Origin of the sequence: Pseudomonas machongensis (assembly GCF_034961125.1) — a bacterium.
Classification (GTDB): Bacteria; Pseudomonadota; Gammaproteobacteria; order Pseudomonadales; family Pseudomonadaceae; genus Aquipseudomonas; species Aquipseudomonas machongensis.
This window is the reverse complement of sequence record NZ_JAYFUI010000195.1, coordinates 18,542-34,722: the sequence shown is the minus strand read 5'-3', so window position 1 is coordinate 34,722 and position 16,181 is coordinate 18,542. Positions and strand designations below refer to the sequence as shown.

General features: G+C 64.3%; 14 protein-coding genes. 5 read left to right on the top strand and 9 right to left on the bottom strand.

The window, feature by feature from the left end:
* Positions 1-58 precede the first annotated feature (58 nt).
* A complete protein-coding gene (gspK, locus tag VA602_RS25635; protein WP_323454669.1) occupies positions 59-1,021 on the bottom strand; it encodes a type II secretion system minor pseudopilin GspK in 963 nt (320 codons plus the stop codon).
* Positions 1,022-1,168: 147 nt separating this feature from the next.
* Here gspK and tatA point away from each other — a divergent pair, with 147 nt between their 5' ends.
* The 4 genes from tatA (at position 1,169) to VA602_RS25615 (ending at position 4,482) form a co-directional block, all read left to right on the top strand.
* Positions 1,169-1,372, top strand: coding sequence for a twin-arginine translocase TatA/TatE family subunit (gene tatA / locus VA602_RS25630; RefSeq protein ID WP_054894695.1), 204 nt, complete (start codon positions 1,169-1,171; stop codon positions 1,370-1,372).
* Positions 1,372-1,635: a Sec-independent protein translocase protein TatB gene (gene tatB, locus VA602_RS25625; RefSeq protein WP_054894696.1), complete on the top strand. Its 264-nt coding sequence runs from the start codon at positions 1,372-1,374 to the stop codon at positions 1,633-1,635. The genes tatA and tatB overlap by 1 nt, the downstream gene beginning before the upstream one ends.
* Positions 1,632-2,375, top strand: a complete 744-nt coding sequence (tatC, locus tag VA602_RS25620) for a twin-arginine translocase subunit TatC (protein WP_323454668.1) — start codon at positions 1,632-1,634, stop codon at positions 2,373-2,375. The genes tatB and tatC overlap by 4 nt, the downstream gene beginning before the upstream one ends.
* 85 nt (positions 2,376-2,460) lie before the next feature.
* Positions 2,461-4,482, top strand: a complete 2,022-nt coding sequence (locus VA602_RS25615; protein ID WP_323454667.1) for an HET-C-related protein — start codon at positions 2,461-2,463, stop codon at positions 4,480-4,482.
* Between the two features lie 75 nt (positions 4,483-4,557).
* Here the strand turns inward: VA602_RS25615 and VA602_RS25610 are convergent, their stop codons facing one another.
* A complete protein-coding gene (locus VA602_RS25610) occupies positions 4,558-4,869 on the bottom strand; it encodes an NGG1p interacting factor NIF3 (protein WP_151925310.1) in 312 nt (103 codons plus the stop codon).
* A gap of 3 nt (positions 4,870-4,872) precedes the next feature.
* Positions 4,873-8,772: a phosphoribosylformylglycinamidine synthase gene (gene purL, locus VA602_RS25605; RefSeq protein ID WP_197892225.1), complete on the bottom strand. Its 3,900-nt coding sequence runs from the start codon at positions 8,770-8,772 to the stop codon at positions 4,873-4,875.
* A 259-nt stretch (positions 8,773-9,031) separates the two neighbouring features.
* On the opposite strand from purL, the gene mltF reads away from it, so the two are divergent.
* Positions 9,032-10,489, top strand: coding sequence for a membrane-bound lytic murein transglycosylase MltF (gene mltF / locus VA602_RS25600; protein WP_063543260.1), 1,458 nt, complete (start codon positions 9,032-9,034; stop codon positions 10,487-10,489).
* A 27-nt stretch (positions 10,490-10,516) separates the two neighbouring features.
* On the opposite strand, the gene tadA is transcribed toward mltF, so the two are convergent.
* The 6 genes from tadA to VA602_RS25570 form a co-directional block, all read right to left on the bottom strand.
* Positions 10,517-10,996 carry a tRNA adenosine(34) deaminase TadA gene (tadA, locus tag VA602_RS25595; RefSeq protein WP_054894702.1) on the bottom strand — a complete coding sequence of 160 codons (480 nt, stop codon included), beginning with the start codon at positions 10,994-10,996 and terminating at the stop codon, positions 10,517-10,519.
* Positions 10,996-12,378 (bottom strand): multicopper oxidase family protein, encoded by a 1,383-nt coding sequence (locus VA602_RS25590; protein ID WP_323454666.1) that lies wholly within the window; start codon positions 12,376-12,378, stop codon positions 10,996-10,998. Before VA602_RS25590 ends, tadA begins: the two co-directional genes overlap by 1 nt.
* 138 nt (positions 12,379-12,516) lie before the next feature.
* Entirely contained in the window at positions 12,517-13,929 is a 1,413-nt protein-coding gene (locus tag VA602_RS25585) for a heavy metal sensor histidine kinase (RefSeq protein WP_323454665.1), read from the bottom strand.
* Positions 13,926-14,600: a heavy metal response regulator transcription factor gene (locus VA602_RS25580; RefSeq protein ID WP_054894706.1), complete on the bottom strand. Its 675-nt coding sequence runs from the start codon at positions 14,598-14,600 to the stop codon at positions 13,926-13,928. Before VA602_RS25580 ends, VA602_RS25585 begins: the two co-directional genes overlap by 4 nt.
* Before the next feature lie 66 nt (positions 14,601-14,666).
* Positions 14,667-15,350 (bottom strand): alpha/beta fold hydrolase, encoded by a 684-nt coding sequence (locus tag VA602_RS25575; protein WP_323454683.1) that lies wholly within the window; start codon positions 15,348-15,350, stop codon positions 14,667-14,669.
* Positions 15,351-15,713: 363 nt separating this feature from the next.
* The coding region (locus VA602_RS25570) for a putative PEP-binding protein (RefSeq protein WP_323454664.1) at positions 15,714-16,181 on the bottom strand (468 nt) is incomplete at its 5' end.

Genomic DNA, 16,181 nt, shown 5'->3' with positions numbered 1-16,181 from the left:
CCCAGCTCACCCTCGCCGGGGCCGCCTTGCGGCCCCATCTGGCTTCGGCGCTTGAACGCTAGAACACTGGCTCGCGCCCGCGAATCCGAACCTGTTGCGCCGGCACCCGTGCATGCCACTGCACCACCCCCAACGCCTCGACCTGAAACTGGCTGCGCACTACCCGCCCGTCTTCCTCGAACGAAAGCTGCAGCAGGAAGAACCCGCTGTTGAGCAACAATCCCTCGCTCAACCGGGCAAAGCTCTCGTCATCCAAAGCGCCCAGCGCCTGGCGTAACCCTCCAGCATCGACATAACCCGCAGCCGGCCGATGAGTGATGATCCGGCTGAGCAGCGAGCGGGAAAAATGCCCCTCGTAGAGCGCCTCCAGCAACGGCAGGTGCTCCAGGTTCAAGGCATTGGCATTGAGCCGCCAACCGCTGGTCTGCGGCAATGCGCACAGCATCGGATAGCGCCCCTGGCGCCCGGCATCGGGCTCCAGCAGCAGGTTCAACTCGCTTGGGTCGAGCATCGCCTGGTTGGCTGCCAGACGTGGCGGCTGCTGGCGCAGGTACTGGCCGCTCTCGGCACCTTGCAGGCGGGTGTCGCTGTCAGCGTCCAGCCAATCGGCCAGGGCGTCGACCAATCGCTCGGCAGCCATGTCGTCGCCGAGCAACCGGCGCAGCTGGCGCTCGGCACGCTCGGCGTCTTCCCCCAGCAAGGCATTGACGTTGAAGCAGGTGTGCTGGTCGCGCACCTGCAGGCGCGCCTTGCCTGCACCAAAGTCATACTCCAGCGCCTGGCCGCGCAGGGCCTGCCAGAACAGGGGGCTGGCGCGCCAGGTCGGATCGCGCAGGGCCTGGCTGGCATAGGCAAGGCCAGCCTGCTCCATCGCCCGCACCTGGACGCGCTGGCGCAGCAAGCGCGTCTCATCGACCTGCCGACGCCCCTCCTCCACCAGCCAGGCCAGGCCCGCCGCAAGCATCGCCAGCGCCACCATCACCATCAGCAACGCTGCACCCTGTTGTCGTCCACCACCCATTGCACCGCGCCTCGTCATCCGTGGAGGCGCCAGTCAACACGGTGCGTGTTGCAAGCACATGGCAACGTTTCCCGACAGTCACGTTGGCGTCATCTGAAGCAGGCAGGATTGGCCTTCCTTTTCATGACCTTACAGGAGTTCTCGCACATGGGCGGTATAGGCATCTGGCAACTGGTGATCGTGCTGCTGATCGTTTTCCTGCTGTTCGGCACCAAGCGCCTCAAAGGCCTGGGCAGCGATGTCGGCGAAGCGATCCAGGGTTTTCGCAAGTCGATGGGCGGTGACGACAACAGCAGCGCATCACCCAACGCACAGGTTCAACAGCAGCAGCCAACGGATCGCCAAGGCTGATGTTCGAGATCGGTTTCAGCGAACTGCTACTGGTTGGCGTCGTCGCTCTGCTGGTCCTGGGGCCCGAACGCCTGCCGGTGGCGATGCGCACCGTCGGGCGCGGTCTTGGGCAGGCGCGGCAGGCCATGAACATGTTGCGCGCCCAGGTCGAGCGGGAAATCGACATGCCAGCCCTGGACGATGCGGCGCTGCGCAAACTGGAGCAGGACATCCGCCAGGGTGTCAGCCTCGATGAAGCACCCGCCAGGGAACGTACATCATGAGCTTCGCTGTCCACGGAAGGTCGGCAATGCCGCTGACCGAACACCTGCGTGACGCGCGCAAGCGCCTGGTGCGTTGCCTGCTGGCCATCGCCCTGGCGTTCGCTGTGTTGTTCCCCTTCGCCCAGACCCTCTACACCCTGGTCTCCGAGCCGCTGCGCCGCTTCCTGCCCGAAGGTGCGAGCATGATCGCGACCAGCGTCACCTCGCCGTTTCTCACGCCCTTCAAGCTGACGGCCATGTGCGCGCTGTTCATCAGCATGCCAGTGCTGCTGCATCAGGCTTGGGGCTTCATCGCGCCGGGGCTGTATCGGCGGGAGAAACGCATCGCCCTGCCGCTGCTGGTGTCGAGCATCCTGCTGTTCTACGGCGGCATGGCGTTCGCGTTCTTCCTGGTGTTTCCGATGATGTTCGGCTTCTTCGCCAGCGTGACCCCCGAAGGCGTGGCAATGATGACCGACATCAGCCAGTACCTGGACTTCATTCTCGCCCTGTTCCTGGCGTTCGGCCTGGCATTCGAAATTCCGGTGGCAACCTTCATCGTGGTCTGGGCAGGCCTGACCGATGTTGCCAGCTTGCGCCGTAGCCGGCCCTACGTGATCGTCGGCTGTTTCGTGGCCGGCATGATCCTCACGCCTCCTGACGTGTTTTCCCAGACCACGCTCGCCATCCCGATGTGGTTGCTGTTCGAGATCGGCCTGCTGGCCTGCGGGGCCCTTCAGACGCGCACCCGCCTTTCGTAGCGCCTACAGCGGGAGGCGTTGCCTGCTCCCTCTCGCACCACGCGGCTCACATGCTGGGGACTCCGTCAATTGATGAGTCCCCAGCATGATCCCACTACGCCTGCACACCCGCTTCGCTCTTGATCGACTCACCGAAATCAGCCGGCCACTCTCAGCACAGGCCTTCCGCGAAATGCTCATCCCTGTGTTCGGTGACGACGTGCCAGACAGTTGCTATCAGCAGCTGCAGGACGCACTACGCGACGGCACGCTGAGCAACCCTTTACACCAGGTGAACCCACAGGTGGCAGGCAAAGCCTGCTACGACAATGCCACGCGTATCATCCACCTGCACCCCGAGGTGATCGCTACCGCGCTGCTGCAGCCACAGGCGGCCTGTGAACTGGCGACCATCCTGCTGCACGAGTTCGGTCATCACCTGGACAACCTTCTGCGCCAAGACTTCGCGAAAGGCCTGGACGATGGCTTTGCCTCGGTGGCCGAGGATGCAGAGCTCGAGGAGGGTGCGCGCTTCGCCTACCTGATCGGCTGCATGGAGTCAGGCCCAAGCGGTGAGCTGCAGATCGCCCAACTGACCGAAGCAGGCCGAACCATCACCCTGCGAGCCGATGACCAGGCCATGCGTCTGTTCATCCGCCAGAGCCAGGATGAACATGCGCAACGCGCCAACACCAATGAAGGCAGCACCGAGGGCTTTTCTGCGGGCAAGGGCGACAAGAAAAACCCTGAAATGTCCTGGGGGCATGAGTCGATCGAGGAAGACCTCAAGTACGCCGGGTTCAATGAGCAGCAACGCAAGGCGATCTATTTCGGCAACTGGTTGCGCGACTACTCGCAGTTGCTCGATCCCAAGCTGGTCCGCGCCGAGGACGCGCCCAAAGAGTTCCCGCGCAAGCTCTCCCGGAAAGTCCTGACCCAACTCGTAGACCTGCTGGCGCTCAAGGCATTTCCCAGCCTGCAATCCACGCCGCAAGAGCGCGCGCACTACGTGGTCACACCGCAGATGCTCGGGGTGTATCGTCCTACCGAGCACATCGACAATCCCTACAATCCCAACCCGTCAGCGACTGACCCAAGCACCATCGATGCAGACTTCGAGCCGCCTGTCGCACAGGACGATCCGCGGTTGCAGGTCGATCCGGATACGTCCATGAAGCGCCACATCTTCAGTTCGGTCGATTACATGTGCGAACGACTGCGCGAGGCAATGGCGGCGGGCCCGACCCCTGAGGGCCTGCGCGAATTCGGTGCAGCACTGCACGTGCTGGAAGATTACTTCGCCCACTCCAACTACGCCGAATTGAGCCTGCACAAGCAGGGCCACAACACGGTACTGACCTGGACCGCGCAAGCCGACTGCAAGCACGGCTGGCCCATCGTCACCGGCATGTTCGCCGGTAGCGATGTGATAGCCAGCCTGGCCGAGCCAATGGCCAAGATACTGTTCTCCCCCTCCGGCGACTTCGAGAACATCACCCCGGGGCAGCGCTCGGACACTGAACTGGCGCTGTTGATCCTGCTTCAGGACCACCCCGATCCGCAGTGGCAGGAATACCTGAACAACGCACTCGAAGTTCGCGACACGTTGGCGGACCTGCCAGGGTTCAATATGGCGAGGCGCATTTCCTGGATCACGGGCTCACCGCTGCGCCTTGCAACCGACCTGCCCAAGGTTGGCTACCGGGCCATCCTCAACCTGATCGGCAACTCGGTCGACGATATCCAGACGTACAGAATGGGCAATCCCATGCTCACCGGCTCGACCAATCCGACCCACTCCCAGCTTGCCAAGGACCATGACGTGCATCCGCTGCATACCCTGGCTACCCTGATGGCCCGGGTTGCAGTGCGCGAAGTCGGTTTCGCCATGTACAAATACTGGGAAGGCGGGCGGTTGCGCGATCCGATCAAGATAGCGCGCAGCTACTTTACCCACCCCAATGACAGCGAGTGGCAGGACGAACTGGTCAGCAAATGGGCAAGCGAGCACCCCAAGGAAATTCAGAAATCCAGCGACCCTGCTGTCTTCGAAGCGCTCAACCACGATCATGAGGCGCCAGCGGTGGATGAAAGCGCCTGGGAACGTCTGAAAGGGCTGTTCAGTTAAAACCTGTAGAAACGACAAGCCCCGGCAGAAGACTGCCGGGGCTTGTCGATGTGCAGCAGCAAAATTTCAGCGCACTCAGATGTCCAGCAAAGGCCAGACCTCATACGCCGGCGTTTCATAAGGGTGGCTCTGTTTCAATGCGGCGACCACCTGGCGAACCCGCTCATCGGCCACCACCAGCTCCACCTTCCACTCCTCCACCACCTCGACCTGGCCCACCTGCCCGAGGAATGGCTGGCTGCCATCCAACGGGCGGAACTGACCCTGGCCAAGTGTCTGCCAGGCACAGTGATCGTAGTCACCGATACGCCCGCCTCCGGCGGCGAACACGGCGGCCTTGACCACCTCGACGTGGCTGGCGGGGACGAAGAAGGCGAGCTTGTGCACCGCTTAGTTCACCCACACCCGCGCGTTGCGGAACATGCGCATCAGCGCGGCGTCTTCCTGCCAGTCATCCGGACGCCAGGAGTTCTGCACGGCGCGGAACACACGCTCAGGGTGCGGCATCATGATGGTGACGCGACCGTCGCGGCTGGTGAGGCCGGTGATGCCCCGTGGCGAACCGTTCGGGTTGGCCGGATACTGCTCGGTGACCTTGCCGTGGTTGTCGACGAAACGCAGGGCCACGCAACCGGACAGGTCGGCTTCCAGCAGTGCCTCTTCGCTGGCGAACTCGGCATGGCCTTCGCCGTGGGCGATGGCGATCGGCATGCGCGAACCGGCCATGCCCTGCAGGAAGATCGAGTTGGACTTCTGCACCTCGACCATGGCTACACGCGCTTCGAACTGCTCCGAGCGGTTGCGCACGAAGTGCGGCCAGTACTCGGTGCCCGGGATCAGCTCGTGCAGGTTGGACATCATCTGGCAACCGTTGCACACGCCCAGGGCGAAGCTGTCGGTACGCTCGAAGAAGGCCTGGAAGGCATCGCGGGCACGACTGTTGAACAGCGCCGACTTGGCCCAGCCTTCACCGGCGCCCAGTACGTCGCCGTAGGAGAAGCCACCGCAGGCGACCAGGCCCTTGAAGGCTTCGAAGTCGACGCGACCGGCGAGGATGTCGCTCATGTGCACGTCGATCGCGGCAAAGCCTGCACGGTCGAAGGCTGCAGCCATCTCGACCTGGCCGTTGACGCCCTGCTCACGCAGGATCGCCACTTGCGGACGCACACCCTTCTTGATGTAGGGCGCGGCAACGTCTTCGTTGACGTCGTAGCCGAGCTTGACCGACAGGCCTGGATTGTCCTCTTCGAGCAGGACATCGAATTCCTGGTCGGCGCAGTCGGCGTTGTCGCGCAGGCGCTGGATCTGATAGCTGGTCTCGGCCCACTGGCGCTGCAGCATGCGACGGTCATCGTCGAACAGCACTTCGCCGTTCAGGCTGATGGACACCTCACCGTTGTTGACCGGCTTGCCGATCACCGCGACGCACTCCTCGCCCAGGCCGGCGGCGCTGAACTGGGCCAGTACGTCCGGCGTGGCGTCCTGGCGAACCTGGATGACCGCGCCCAGCTCTTCGTTGAAGAGGATGGCCGGCACGTCGCCCTTGCTGTCGGTCAGCGGATCGAGTTGCAGATCGAGGCCGCAATGGCCGGCGAAGGCCATTTCCAGCACGGTGGTGACCAGGCCGCCGTCGGAACGATCGTGGTAGGCCAGCAGGTGACCGTCGGCGTTCAGACCCTGGATCACGGCGAAGAACGCCTTGAGGTCTTCGGCGTCGTCGACGTCCGGCGCCTGGGCTGCGATCTTGCCGTAGGTCTGGGCCAGGATCGAGGCGCCCATGCGGTTCTTGCCGCGGCCCAGGTCGATCAGGATGAGGTCGGTCTCGCCCTTGTCCATGCGCAGTTGCGGGGTCAGGGTCTTGCGGATGTCAGTGACCGGGGCGAAGCCTGTGATGATCAGCGACATCGGCGAGGTGACGCTCTTCTCGACGCCCTCTTCGCTCCACTTGGTCTTCATCGACATCGAGTCTTTGCCGACCGGGATGGTGATGCCCAGCTCGGGGCACAGCTCCATGCCGACGGCCTTGACGGTGTCGTACAGGCGCGCGTCTTCACCTGGGTGGCCGGCAGCGGACATCCAGTTGGCCGACAGCTTGATGTCGGACAGCTTGTCGATGCGCGAGGCGGCCAGGTTGGTGATGGTTTCGCCGATGGCCATGCGCCCGGATGCCGGGGCATCCAGCAGTGCCAGCGGAGTCCGCTCGCCCATGGCCATGGCTTCGCCAGTGTAGACATCGAAGCTGGTGGCGGTGACGGCGCAGTCGGCCACCGGTACCTGCCACGGGCCGACCATCTGGTCGCGGGCGACCAGGCCGGTGATGGTGCGGTCGCCGATGGTGATCAGGAAGCTCTTGCTGGCCACGGCCGGGTGGCTCAGCACGCGCTGTACGGCGGTGTCCAGGTCCAGCTCGCTCGGGTCGAAATCATCGCCCAGCTCGGCTTCGCGGGTGACCGAGCGGTGCATGCGTGGCGGTTTGCCCAGCAGCACGTCGAGCGGCATGTCGACCGGGGTGTTGTCGAAGTGGCTGTCGGTGACGGTCAGGTGCTGTTCTTCGGTGGCTTCGCCGACCACGGCGAACGGGCAGCGCTCACGCTCGCAGATGGCCTTGAAGCGCTCGAAGTCGACAGCGCTGACGGCCAGCACGTAACGCTCCTGCGATTCGTTGCTCCAGATTTCGTGCGGGGCCATGCCCGGCTCGTCGTTGGGCACGTTGCGCAGCTCGAAGCGACCACCGCGGCCACCGTCGTTGACCAGTTCCGGGAAGGCGTTGGAGATGCCGCCGGCGCCGACGTCGTGGATGAAGGCGATCGGGTTGTCGTCGCCCAGCTGCCAGCAGCGGTCGATAACTTCCTGGCAACGGCGCTCCATTTCCGGGTTTTCGCGCTGGACCGAGGCGAAGTCCAGGTCAGCCGAGCTGGCACCGGTGGCCACCGACGAGGCAGCGCCGCCGCCCAGGCCGATCAGCATGGCCGGGCCGCCGAGCACGATCAGCTTGGCGCCGACGGTGATCTCGCCCTTCTGCACGTGGTCTTCACGGATGTTGCCCATGCCGCCGGCGAGCATGATCGGCTTGTGGTAGCCGCGCACTTCTTCACCGTGCGGGGTGTTGATGCTCTGCTCGAAGGTACGGAAGTAGCCGGTCAGGGCCGGGCGACCGAATTCGTTGTTGAACGCGGCGCCGCCCAGGGGGCCTTCGATCATGATGTCGAGGGCGTCGACGATGCGCTCAGGCTTGCCGTAGGCCTGCTCCCATGGCTGTTCGAAGCCCGGGATGCGCAGGTTGGATACGGTGAAGCCGGTCAGGCCGGCCTTGGGCTTGGCGCCACGGCCGGTGGCGCCTTCGTCGCGGATTTCGCCGCCGGAGCCGGTGGAGGCGCCGGAGAACGGGGCGATGGCGGTCGGGTGGTTGTGCGTCTCGACCTTCATCAGGATGTGCACCGGCTCCTGCACCGCACCGTACTGGCGGGTTTCAGGATTCGGGAAGAAGCGGCCGGCGACGTTGCCGACGATCACCGAGGCGTTGTCCTTGTAGGCCGACAGCACGCCTTCGTTGTGCATCTGGTAGGTGTTCTTGATCATGCCGAACAGGCTCTTTTCCTGAGCCTGGCCGTCGATGTCCCAACTGGCGTTGAAGATCTTGTGGCGGCAGTGCTCGGAGTTGGCCTGGGCGAACATCATCAGCTCGATGTCGTTCGGGTTGCGCTTGAGCCCCTGGAAAGCGTTGACCAGGTAGTCGATCTCGTCTTCGGCCAGGGCCAGGCCCAGGTCGACGTTGGCCTGGGCCAGGGCGGCGCGGCCACCTGCGAGAATGTCGACCGAGGTCATCGGCTTGGGCTGGGCGTGGCTGAACAGGTCTGCAGCCTGCTCCAGCTGAGTCAGCACGCGCTGGGTCATGCGATCGTGCAGTTCGGCGGACACCTGCGCGGCGTCGGCGTCGCTGAGCGAGCCGGTCACGTAGTAGGCGATGCCGCGCTCCAGGCGCTGGATCGACTGCAGGCCGCAGTTATGGGCGATGTCGCTGGCCTTGGAGGCCCAGGGCGAAATGGTGCCCAGGCGCGGCACGACCAGGAACAGGCGGCCGCTGGGCTCCTGTACCGGCACGCTCGGGCCGTACTTGAGCAGACGGCCCAGCACCTGCTGCTGGTCGGCGGTCAGCTCGCCGTCGACGTCGGCGAAGTGGGCGAATTCGGCATACAAACCAGTAACAGCGGGGACTTTCTGGCTCAGTTGCTCGAGTAATTTACCGTGGCGAAAGGCAGAAAGGGCAGGAGCGCCGCGCAGGATCAACATCGTCGGGACAGCCTCAGGAAGGGGTGTGCTTAGAGGCCGTGCATTCTAGCCTAATTCGACGGCTTTCGGCACCCGCCAGAGGGCAATGCTGCCGGGCGGTGGAACCGGACCTGGGGGTCAGAATTCTGGAGACTGGCCGGAGGGGTTTTCACTGGGCGATCCTCCGAAGGCAAGCCCCCGCAAACACACAACCCGCTACCAGACAAGCTAACGGTTGTCGAGATATGGCGCGGGCGGTCCTTTGCGTATACTGCAACCTATGTTCGCCCACACTGCTTTGCGCCAGCGCTGCGCCAGATGGCTCTTCGCAACCGGACTCTTGCTGATGCTCGGTGCCTGTGTTGAAAAACCCAGCACCCTCGAGCGCGTGAAGGAGGACGGCGTGCTGCGCGTCATAACCCGCAACAGCCCGGCCACCTACTTCCAGGACCGCAACGGCGAAACCGGCTTCGAATACGAGCTGGTCAAACGTTTCGCCGACGATCTGGGCGTCAAGCTGGAGATCGAGACCGCCGACAACCTCGACGACCTGTTCGACCAGTTGGGCAAGCCAACCGGCCCGGTGCTGGCCGCCGCCGGCCTGGTCAGCAGCGAGCAACGCACCACCCAGGCGAAGTTCTCCCACCCGTACCTCGAAGTCACCCCCCAGGTCATCTACCGCAATGGCCGTTCCCGCCCCACCGAACCCAAGGATTTGATCGGCAAGAAGATCATGGTGCTCAAGGGCAGCAGCCATGCCGAACAGCTGGCTGAACTGAAAAAGCAGTATCCGACGCTTGAATACGAAGAGTCCGACGCTGTGGAGGTGGTCGACCTATTGCGCATGGTTGACGAAGGCCAGATCGACCTGACCCTGGTCGACTCCAACGAACTGGCGATGAACCAGGTGTACTTCTCCAACGTGCGCGTGGCCTTCGACCTGGGCGATGCCCGCGACCAGCGCTGGGCCGTGGCGGCCGGCGAAGACAACAGCCTGCTCAACGAGATCAACGAGTTTCTCGACAAGGCGCAGAAGAACGGCACGCTTCAGCGCCTGAAAGACCGTTATTACGGCCATGTCGACGTGCTTGGCTACGTCGGCGCCTACACCTTCGCCCAGCACCTGCAGCAGCGCCTGCCCAAGTATGAAAAGCACTTCAAGAGCTACGCCAAGGTCGAGCAGGTCGACTGGCGGCTGCTGGCGGCGATCGGTTACCAGGAATCGATGTGGCAGCCCGAGGTGACATCGAAGACCGGCGTACGCGGCCTGATGATGCTGACCCAGCGCACCGCCCAGGCCATGGGCGTGTCCAACCGGCTGGACCCCAGGCAAAGCATCATGGGTGGGGCGAAATACTTCATGCTCATCAAGGAGCAGCTCGACGACAGCATCCAGGAGCCGGACCGCACCTGGTTCGCCCTGGCCGCCTACAACGTCGGCAGCGGCCATCTGGAAGACGCCCGTACCCTCGCCAAGCGCGAAGGCCTGAACCCGAACAAGTGGCTGGACGTGAAGAAGATGCTGCCGCGCCTGTCGCAGAAGCAGTGGTACAGCAAGACCAAGTACGGCTACGCCCGCGGCGGCGAGCCTGTGCACTTCGTGGCCAACATCCGCCGCTACTACGACATCCTCACCTGGGTGACCCAGCCGCAGCTCGAGGGACAGGTGGCCGAGGGCAACCTGCATGTGCCTGCGGTCAACAAAGACAAGCCGGCGGAGCAATCACCGCCGATGTAACCCTGCAGCGGCCTCTTGGCGGGCAAGTCAGGACTTGGCCCGACGCGCCTTGAAGAAGTCGCTGAGAATCTGCCCGCACTCCTGCGCCAGCACGCCCCCCTCTACCAACACCCGATGATTCAAAAAACCCTGGGTGAAGAACTGTCCCTGGCTCTGCACCACCCCCGCCTTGGGCTCCAGCGCCCCATACACCACCCGCTCTATCCGCGAATGGACGATCAGGCCCGCACACATGCTGCAGGGCTCGAGGGTCACATACAGGGTGCTGCCCGGCAGCCGATAGTTGCTGACAGCCTTGGCTGCATCGCGAATGGCGACCATTTCGGCGTGGGCGCTGGGGTCATTGTCGGTGATCGGTCGGTTGAAGCCACGGCCGATCACCTGCCCCTGCTGCACCAGCACCGCACCTACCGGCACCTCGCCCAGCAAGGCGCCTTCAGCCGCCAGTTCCAGGGCCAACTGCATGAATGCCTGATCGCCGCTGCGATCGATGATCCGCGGACGCATCAGACCACCGCGATCGCGGCCATCAGGCCGGTTTCCATGTGGTCGATCACATGGCAGTGGAACATCCAGGTGCCCGGGTTATCCGCTACCAGGGCCACCTGGGCACGCTCGTTCTTGCCCAACAGGTAGGTGTCGGTGAACCAGGGCTCGGTGATCTTGCGGCGATTGGAGGCGATCACCTTGAAACTCATGCCGTGCAGGTGGATAGGGTGCTGGTACTGGGTCATGTTCTTCAGCTCGAAGATATAGCTGTTGCCCTTTTTCAGCGTGGCGATCGGCCGATCGGCGCAGGTCTTGTCGGTGATGTCCCAGGCCTGACCGTTGATCTGCCACAGACTCGGTGGCTTGCCGTTTTCGGTGTTCACCGAAACCTGGCCCGCCCATTCGAAATTGAAGTTCAGCTTCTCGGCCTTCTCCAGGTCCGGCTCGGCGATCGGGTTCGGCGGCAGCGCCTTGGGCCAGTCGCTCGGCGCCTCGCTGCTGGCGACCGAACGCAGGGTGCCCAGGCGCACGAAGCCGTCGCGCAGGGAAATCTCCTCGCCGGCCTCGGGAATTCGGATGGCCAGGCAGATGCGCATGCCGGGGCCAAGCCAGTAGTCGTCCTCGAGCGGCCTCGGGGTCACCGGGTTGCCATCGAGCGCATAGATCATCGCCTCGCAGTTGCCCTTGAGGTTGATGCGGTAGGTCCAGGTGTTGTCCAGGTTGAGCAGCCGCACACGCACCACTTGGCCGGCGGGCAACTCGGTGACCGCCTCGGCCTGGCCATTGATGGTGATCAAGCGCCCAGCGGTGCCATTGCGCGCGGCCTCGCGAGGCACGCTGAACGGCATGAACTCGCCCTGCTCGTCCACATGCCAGGTCTTCAGGCTCAGGGTGCGCTCGTGCAGGAAGCCGGTCGGCTCGCGCTCCTCGACGATCAGCGGCCCGACCAGCCCGCGCCCCAGCTCCTCGGAACTGCTGACATGTGGGTGGTACCAGTAACTGCCGGCATCGGGCACGCGGAACTTGTAGTCGAAGAACTCACCCGGCTTGACCGGCAATTGCGACACGTAGGGTACACCGTCCATTTCCAGCGGCAGGCGGATGCCGTGCCAGTGGATGGTGGTTTCAACCGGCAGGTGATTGATGAAGCGTACCCGCAACCAGGTGCCCTGGCGCACCCGCAACTCGGTGCCGGGTGCCGAGGGACCGAAAGCCCAGGCTTCGGTCTTGAAACCGGGAACCAGCTCGACATCCAGGGGCGCCGCGATCAGCTCGTAGTCGTGCCCGGCATTGTCGTCCTCGACCTTGCCCAGCCAGTAGCGAGCCGCGCCTCCGGCGCCCAGGCCAACCACGACGAGGCCGGTCAGGCCCTTGAGCATTTGTCGACGGGTAAAGGACATACGTGCAGGTACCTCGTTTTGCGCAATCAAGCTGCCAGCACCGCTGGCAATGAAGGGCGAATACGATACACCTGCAATTGAGAAAGATTAAGTGAACTGTTGTCGCGCTGCTGAACTAGGCCGGCTTCAGCGGGACCTTCAAGGGCTGGGTGGCCTATCGTGGCTGACGCGCGGGAACGCGAGGGTGAAACAGGTCGCCCCCTCGCTGCTGTCGGCCCAGCAGCGTCCCTGGTGCAATTGCATGATCGAGCGCACGATCGACAGGCCCAGCCCGCTGGACTGTGACGAATGGTGGCGCGAGGCATCGACCCTGTAGAAACGTTCGAACACGCTTTCCAGGTGCTCAGGGGCGATTGCCTGCCCACGGTTGCGCACCTGGATCAACACCTCATCGCCCTGCTCACCGGCGGTCACTTCGATGACACTGCCAGGTTCGGCAAAGCGCACCGCATTGGCCAACAGGTTGGCCAGCGCCCGGCGCAGCAACGCGGCGTCGGCCCACACCGAGCCTTCGCCATGCCACGCCAGCCGCACGTCGCGCTCGCAGGCGAGGTCTTCGAAGTAGTCGCACAGACGCCCCAACTCCTGGGCCAACTCCAGCCCGGTGCGATCGATGGGGTGATCGGCATGCTCGGCGCGGGCCAGGAACAGCATGTTGTCGATCATCCGCGACAGCCGTTGCAACTCCTCGAAGTGCGAGCCCAGCAGGCGCTGGTAGTAATGCGGCTCACGCACCTGACCGAGGCCGACTTCAGTCTGGCCAAGCAGATTGTTGATGGGTGTGCGCAAATCATGGGCCATGTCGGCACTGACCTGCTTGAGTTGCTCGAAACCGCGTTCGAGCCGCGCCAGCATGGCATTGAACTGCTCGATCAGGGCATCCAGCTCGGCGGGTGCATCGTCGCGCTGCAGCCGCTGCGACAAGGTGCCGACGCCAATGGTTGCCGTCTGGCGCGCCAACCGGCGCAGTGGCGACATGCCGCGGCGGGCGAGCAGATAGGCCAGGGCTGCCGCCAGCACGGCCATCACCGACGAGAACAGGATGATGTTGTCGCGGTACTCGCGCAGGATGCGGGTGCGCTCGGTCAGCAAGCGCCCCGACAGAATTTCCAGTACCGCACCGCCACCCGGTGGCTCGCTGAGTACTGCGGTATAGATGAAGGGCGTGCCATCGGCGGTGGTGCTGCGCTGCACCGCATCCAGCCCCAGTGCTCCCCCCGCGGGCAGAGGCGTGACCTGCGGCACCTCGCGGCGCCCTGGGTTGACCTCCAGCAGCGGCGCCCCGGCGACCGGCCGGATGACCAGCAAGGATTCGGTATTGCCCAGCATGTTGGCGAACAGCTGCGGCTTGTCACGCACCAACGCGCGGGCGTCCATGTCACGCAGCAAGGTACGGATCTGCTCGACGCGGGTCAGCAGCGCGCCGTCGTCACGCAGCGCCAGTTGCTGCCCGAGTGCGACATACAGCGCGCCGCCCAGCAGAGCCAGGGCCACGAACGAAAAGGTTGCCAGCAACACCGCCAGGCGCACGGTCAGCGACAGACGCCTCATGCCTCGAGCTCGCAGCGATAGCCGACGCCGTGCACGGTATGGATCAGGCGCACCGCGAAGGGTTCGTCGACTTTCTGCCGCAGGCGCCGCACCGCGACATCCACCACGTTGGTGTCACTGTCGAAATTCATGTCCCACACCCGTGAGGCGAGGAAGGTGCGCGACAGCACCTGCTCGGGATGCTGGAGAAAACACGCCAGCAACTTGAACTCCTTGCTGGTCAGGTCGATGCGCATACCTGCGCGTTCGCAGCGGTGCTTGCCCAGGTCCAGGCGCAGGTCACCCAGGCTGAGGATCTCTTCATCCGGCTGCGCCTGGCCGCGGCGCAGGATGATGCGGATGCGCGCCAGTAGTTCGGCGAAGGAGAATGGCTTGACCAGGTATTCGTCGGCGCCCAGCTCAAGGCCACGCAGCCGATCTTCGAGGGTGCCACGGGCGCTGAGGAACAACACGGGGGTACGGGTCTGTGCGCGCAGTTTCTGCATCACGGCCCAGCCATCGAGCCCAGGCAGCATCACGTCGAGCAGGATCAGGTCGTAGGGTGTCTCGCGGGCCATGTGCAGGCCGTCGATACCATTGTCGGCATGATCGACACTGTAGCCGGCCTCGCCCAGGCCACCGGCCAGGTAGTCGGCGGTCTTGGCTTCGTCTTCGATGATGAGGATTTTCACTGACCCGCGTCTCCAACCCGCCTGCCGGCACCGACGCAGTATAGCGTGGTGCCAGGCCGGGCTGGCTCAGTTGCCTGGAACATGCGCGGCTTGCAGGATCAGCTTGGCCACCGCTTGCGGCTGGGAAATCAGCGAGACGTGGCTGGCATTGAGCTCGACGGTGTGGGCGTTCATGCGCTTGGCCATGAAACGCTGCTGCTCGGTGTTGATGGTACGGTCCTGGGTCGAGACGGCGTACCAGGTGGGCTTGTCTTTCCATGCCGCGACGGTGGTCTTGGCGGTCTTGATGCCAACACCGATGGGCTGCTGGACGGCGTAGTAGGTTTCGGCCTCGGCCTTGGGCAGGTCGCCGGCGAAATCGTTGACGAAGGCATTCTCGCTGAGCATGCCGTAACCGTCGGCGGACCACTGCAGGCCAGCCCCCGCCGGCGCTGCCGGGAAGCGCTTGGTCAGCGCCGGGTAGTCTTCGCCCGCTTCCGGGGCACGGGCGGCGATGTAGACCAGGCCTTTGACCTTTTCGGAATCACCGGCCTGGCTGATGACCATGCCGCCGTAGGAGTGACCGACCAGAATCACCGGGCCGTCCTGCTGGGCCAGCGCCCGGTTGACAGCCGCGACGTCGTCGTCGAGCGAGGTGGTCGGGTTCTGCACTGCGGTCACGTGCAGGCCTTTGGCTTGCAGCAACGGAATCACCTTGGCCCAGCTGGAAGCATCGGCGAACAGGCCGTGAACCAGCACGATGTTCTTCACTTCCTGCGGTGCAGTATCGGCGGCCCAGGTGGAGGTGGCGGCAAAGGCCGCACCGGTAAGTGACAGGGCAAGGACGAGCGAGCGGAGTTTCATGGGCGTTCCTCTGGATGTGTACGGGAGTGAGCTCACTGTACGAAGCCAGGGGAAACCGGGGCATGACCCGGTCATTACAAAAGAATGACGGAGCTGGGCATGCCTGTTCGGGCCTCATCGCGGGACCAGCCCGCTCCCACAGAATGGACTGCCCCCAAGAAGTTGGACACCAATCCAACCTTTGGGGGCAGTTCAGAAGCACCATGATCTTGCGCCTGTGGGAGCGGCGGTTCGCCGCTGCGACTGGTCCCGCGATGAGGCCCGAACAGGCTACATAACCCCCACCAGCAGGTGCACGACCCCACCCACCAGCACCATGACCCCGGGGACCCCGGCCGCCTTCAGCGCGCCCTCGTCCAGCCGCGCCGGGTCCAACAACTGCACGCGCACGCGGGTCAACGCGACGCGCTGCTGCGACTGGAGATTCCCCGCCCCACCCAATGCCGCCAGCACCTCGGGCACCAGTTCACCGACCGCCGCCGGCGCGGACTCCTCGGCAATCAGGTCCGGCGTCAGCGCGCCGCACACCCCGATCCACTTGCCATGGGCGTGAGCAGCCTTGACCGTGGTGGCGATCAGGCGCAGCACCGCCGGATGGAAGCTGTCGGCCTGGCCGGCCAGGCGCGGATGGTCGCGGTCCATGGCCAGGGTGTACTGGGTCAGGTCATTGGTGCCGATGGAGAAGAAGTCCACCTCCGGCGCAAACACATCGGCCATCAGCGCCGCTGACGGCACCTC

Bases quoted from the DNA above. Each gene is read 5' to 3' on its own strand.
- gspK (WP_323454669.1), bottom strand. From the start codon at position 1,021: ATGGGTGGTGGACGACAACAGGGTGCAGCGTTGCTGATGGTGATGGTG.
- tatA (WP_054894695.1), top strand. From the start codon at position 1,169: ATGGGCGGTATAGGCATCTGGCAACTGGTGATCGTGCTGCTGATCGTT.
- tatB (WP_054894696.1), top strand. From the start codon at position 1,372: ATGTTCGAGATCGGTTTCAGCGAACTGCTACTGGTTGGCGTCGTCGCT.
- tatC (WP_323454668.1), top strand. From the start codon at position 1,632: ATGAGCTTCGCTGTCCACGGAAGGTCGGCAATGCCGCTGACCGAACAC.
- VA602_RS25615 (WP_323454667.1), top strand. From the start codon at position 2,461: ATGATCCCACTACGCCTGCACACCCGCTTCGCTCTTGATCGACTCACC.
- purL (WP_197892225.1), bottom strand. From the start codon at position 8,772: ATGTTGATCCTGCGCGGCGCTCCTGCCCTTTCTGCCTTTCGCCACGGT.
- mltF (WP_063543260.1), top strand. From the start codon at position 9,032: ATGTTCGCCCACACTGCTTTGCGCCAGCGCTGCGCCAGATGGCTCTTC.
- tadA (WP_054894702.1), bottom strand. From the start codon at position 10,996: ATGCGTCCGCGGATCATCGATCGCAGCGGCGATCAGGCATTCATGCAG.
- VA602_RS25590 (WP_323454666.1), bottom strand. From the start codon at position 12,378: ATGTCCTTTACCCGTCGACAAATGCTCAAGGGCCTGACCGGCCTCGTC.
- VA602_RS25585 (WP_323454665.1), bottom strand. From the start codon at position 13,929: ATGAGGCGTCTGTCGCTGACCGTGCGCCTGGCGGTGTTGCTGGCAACC.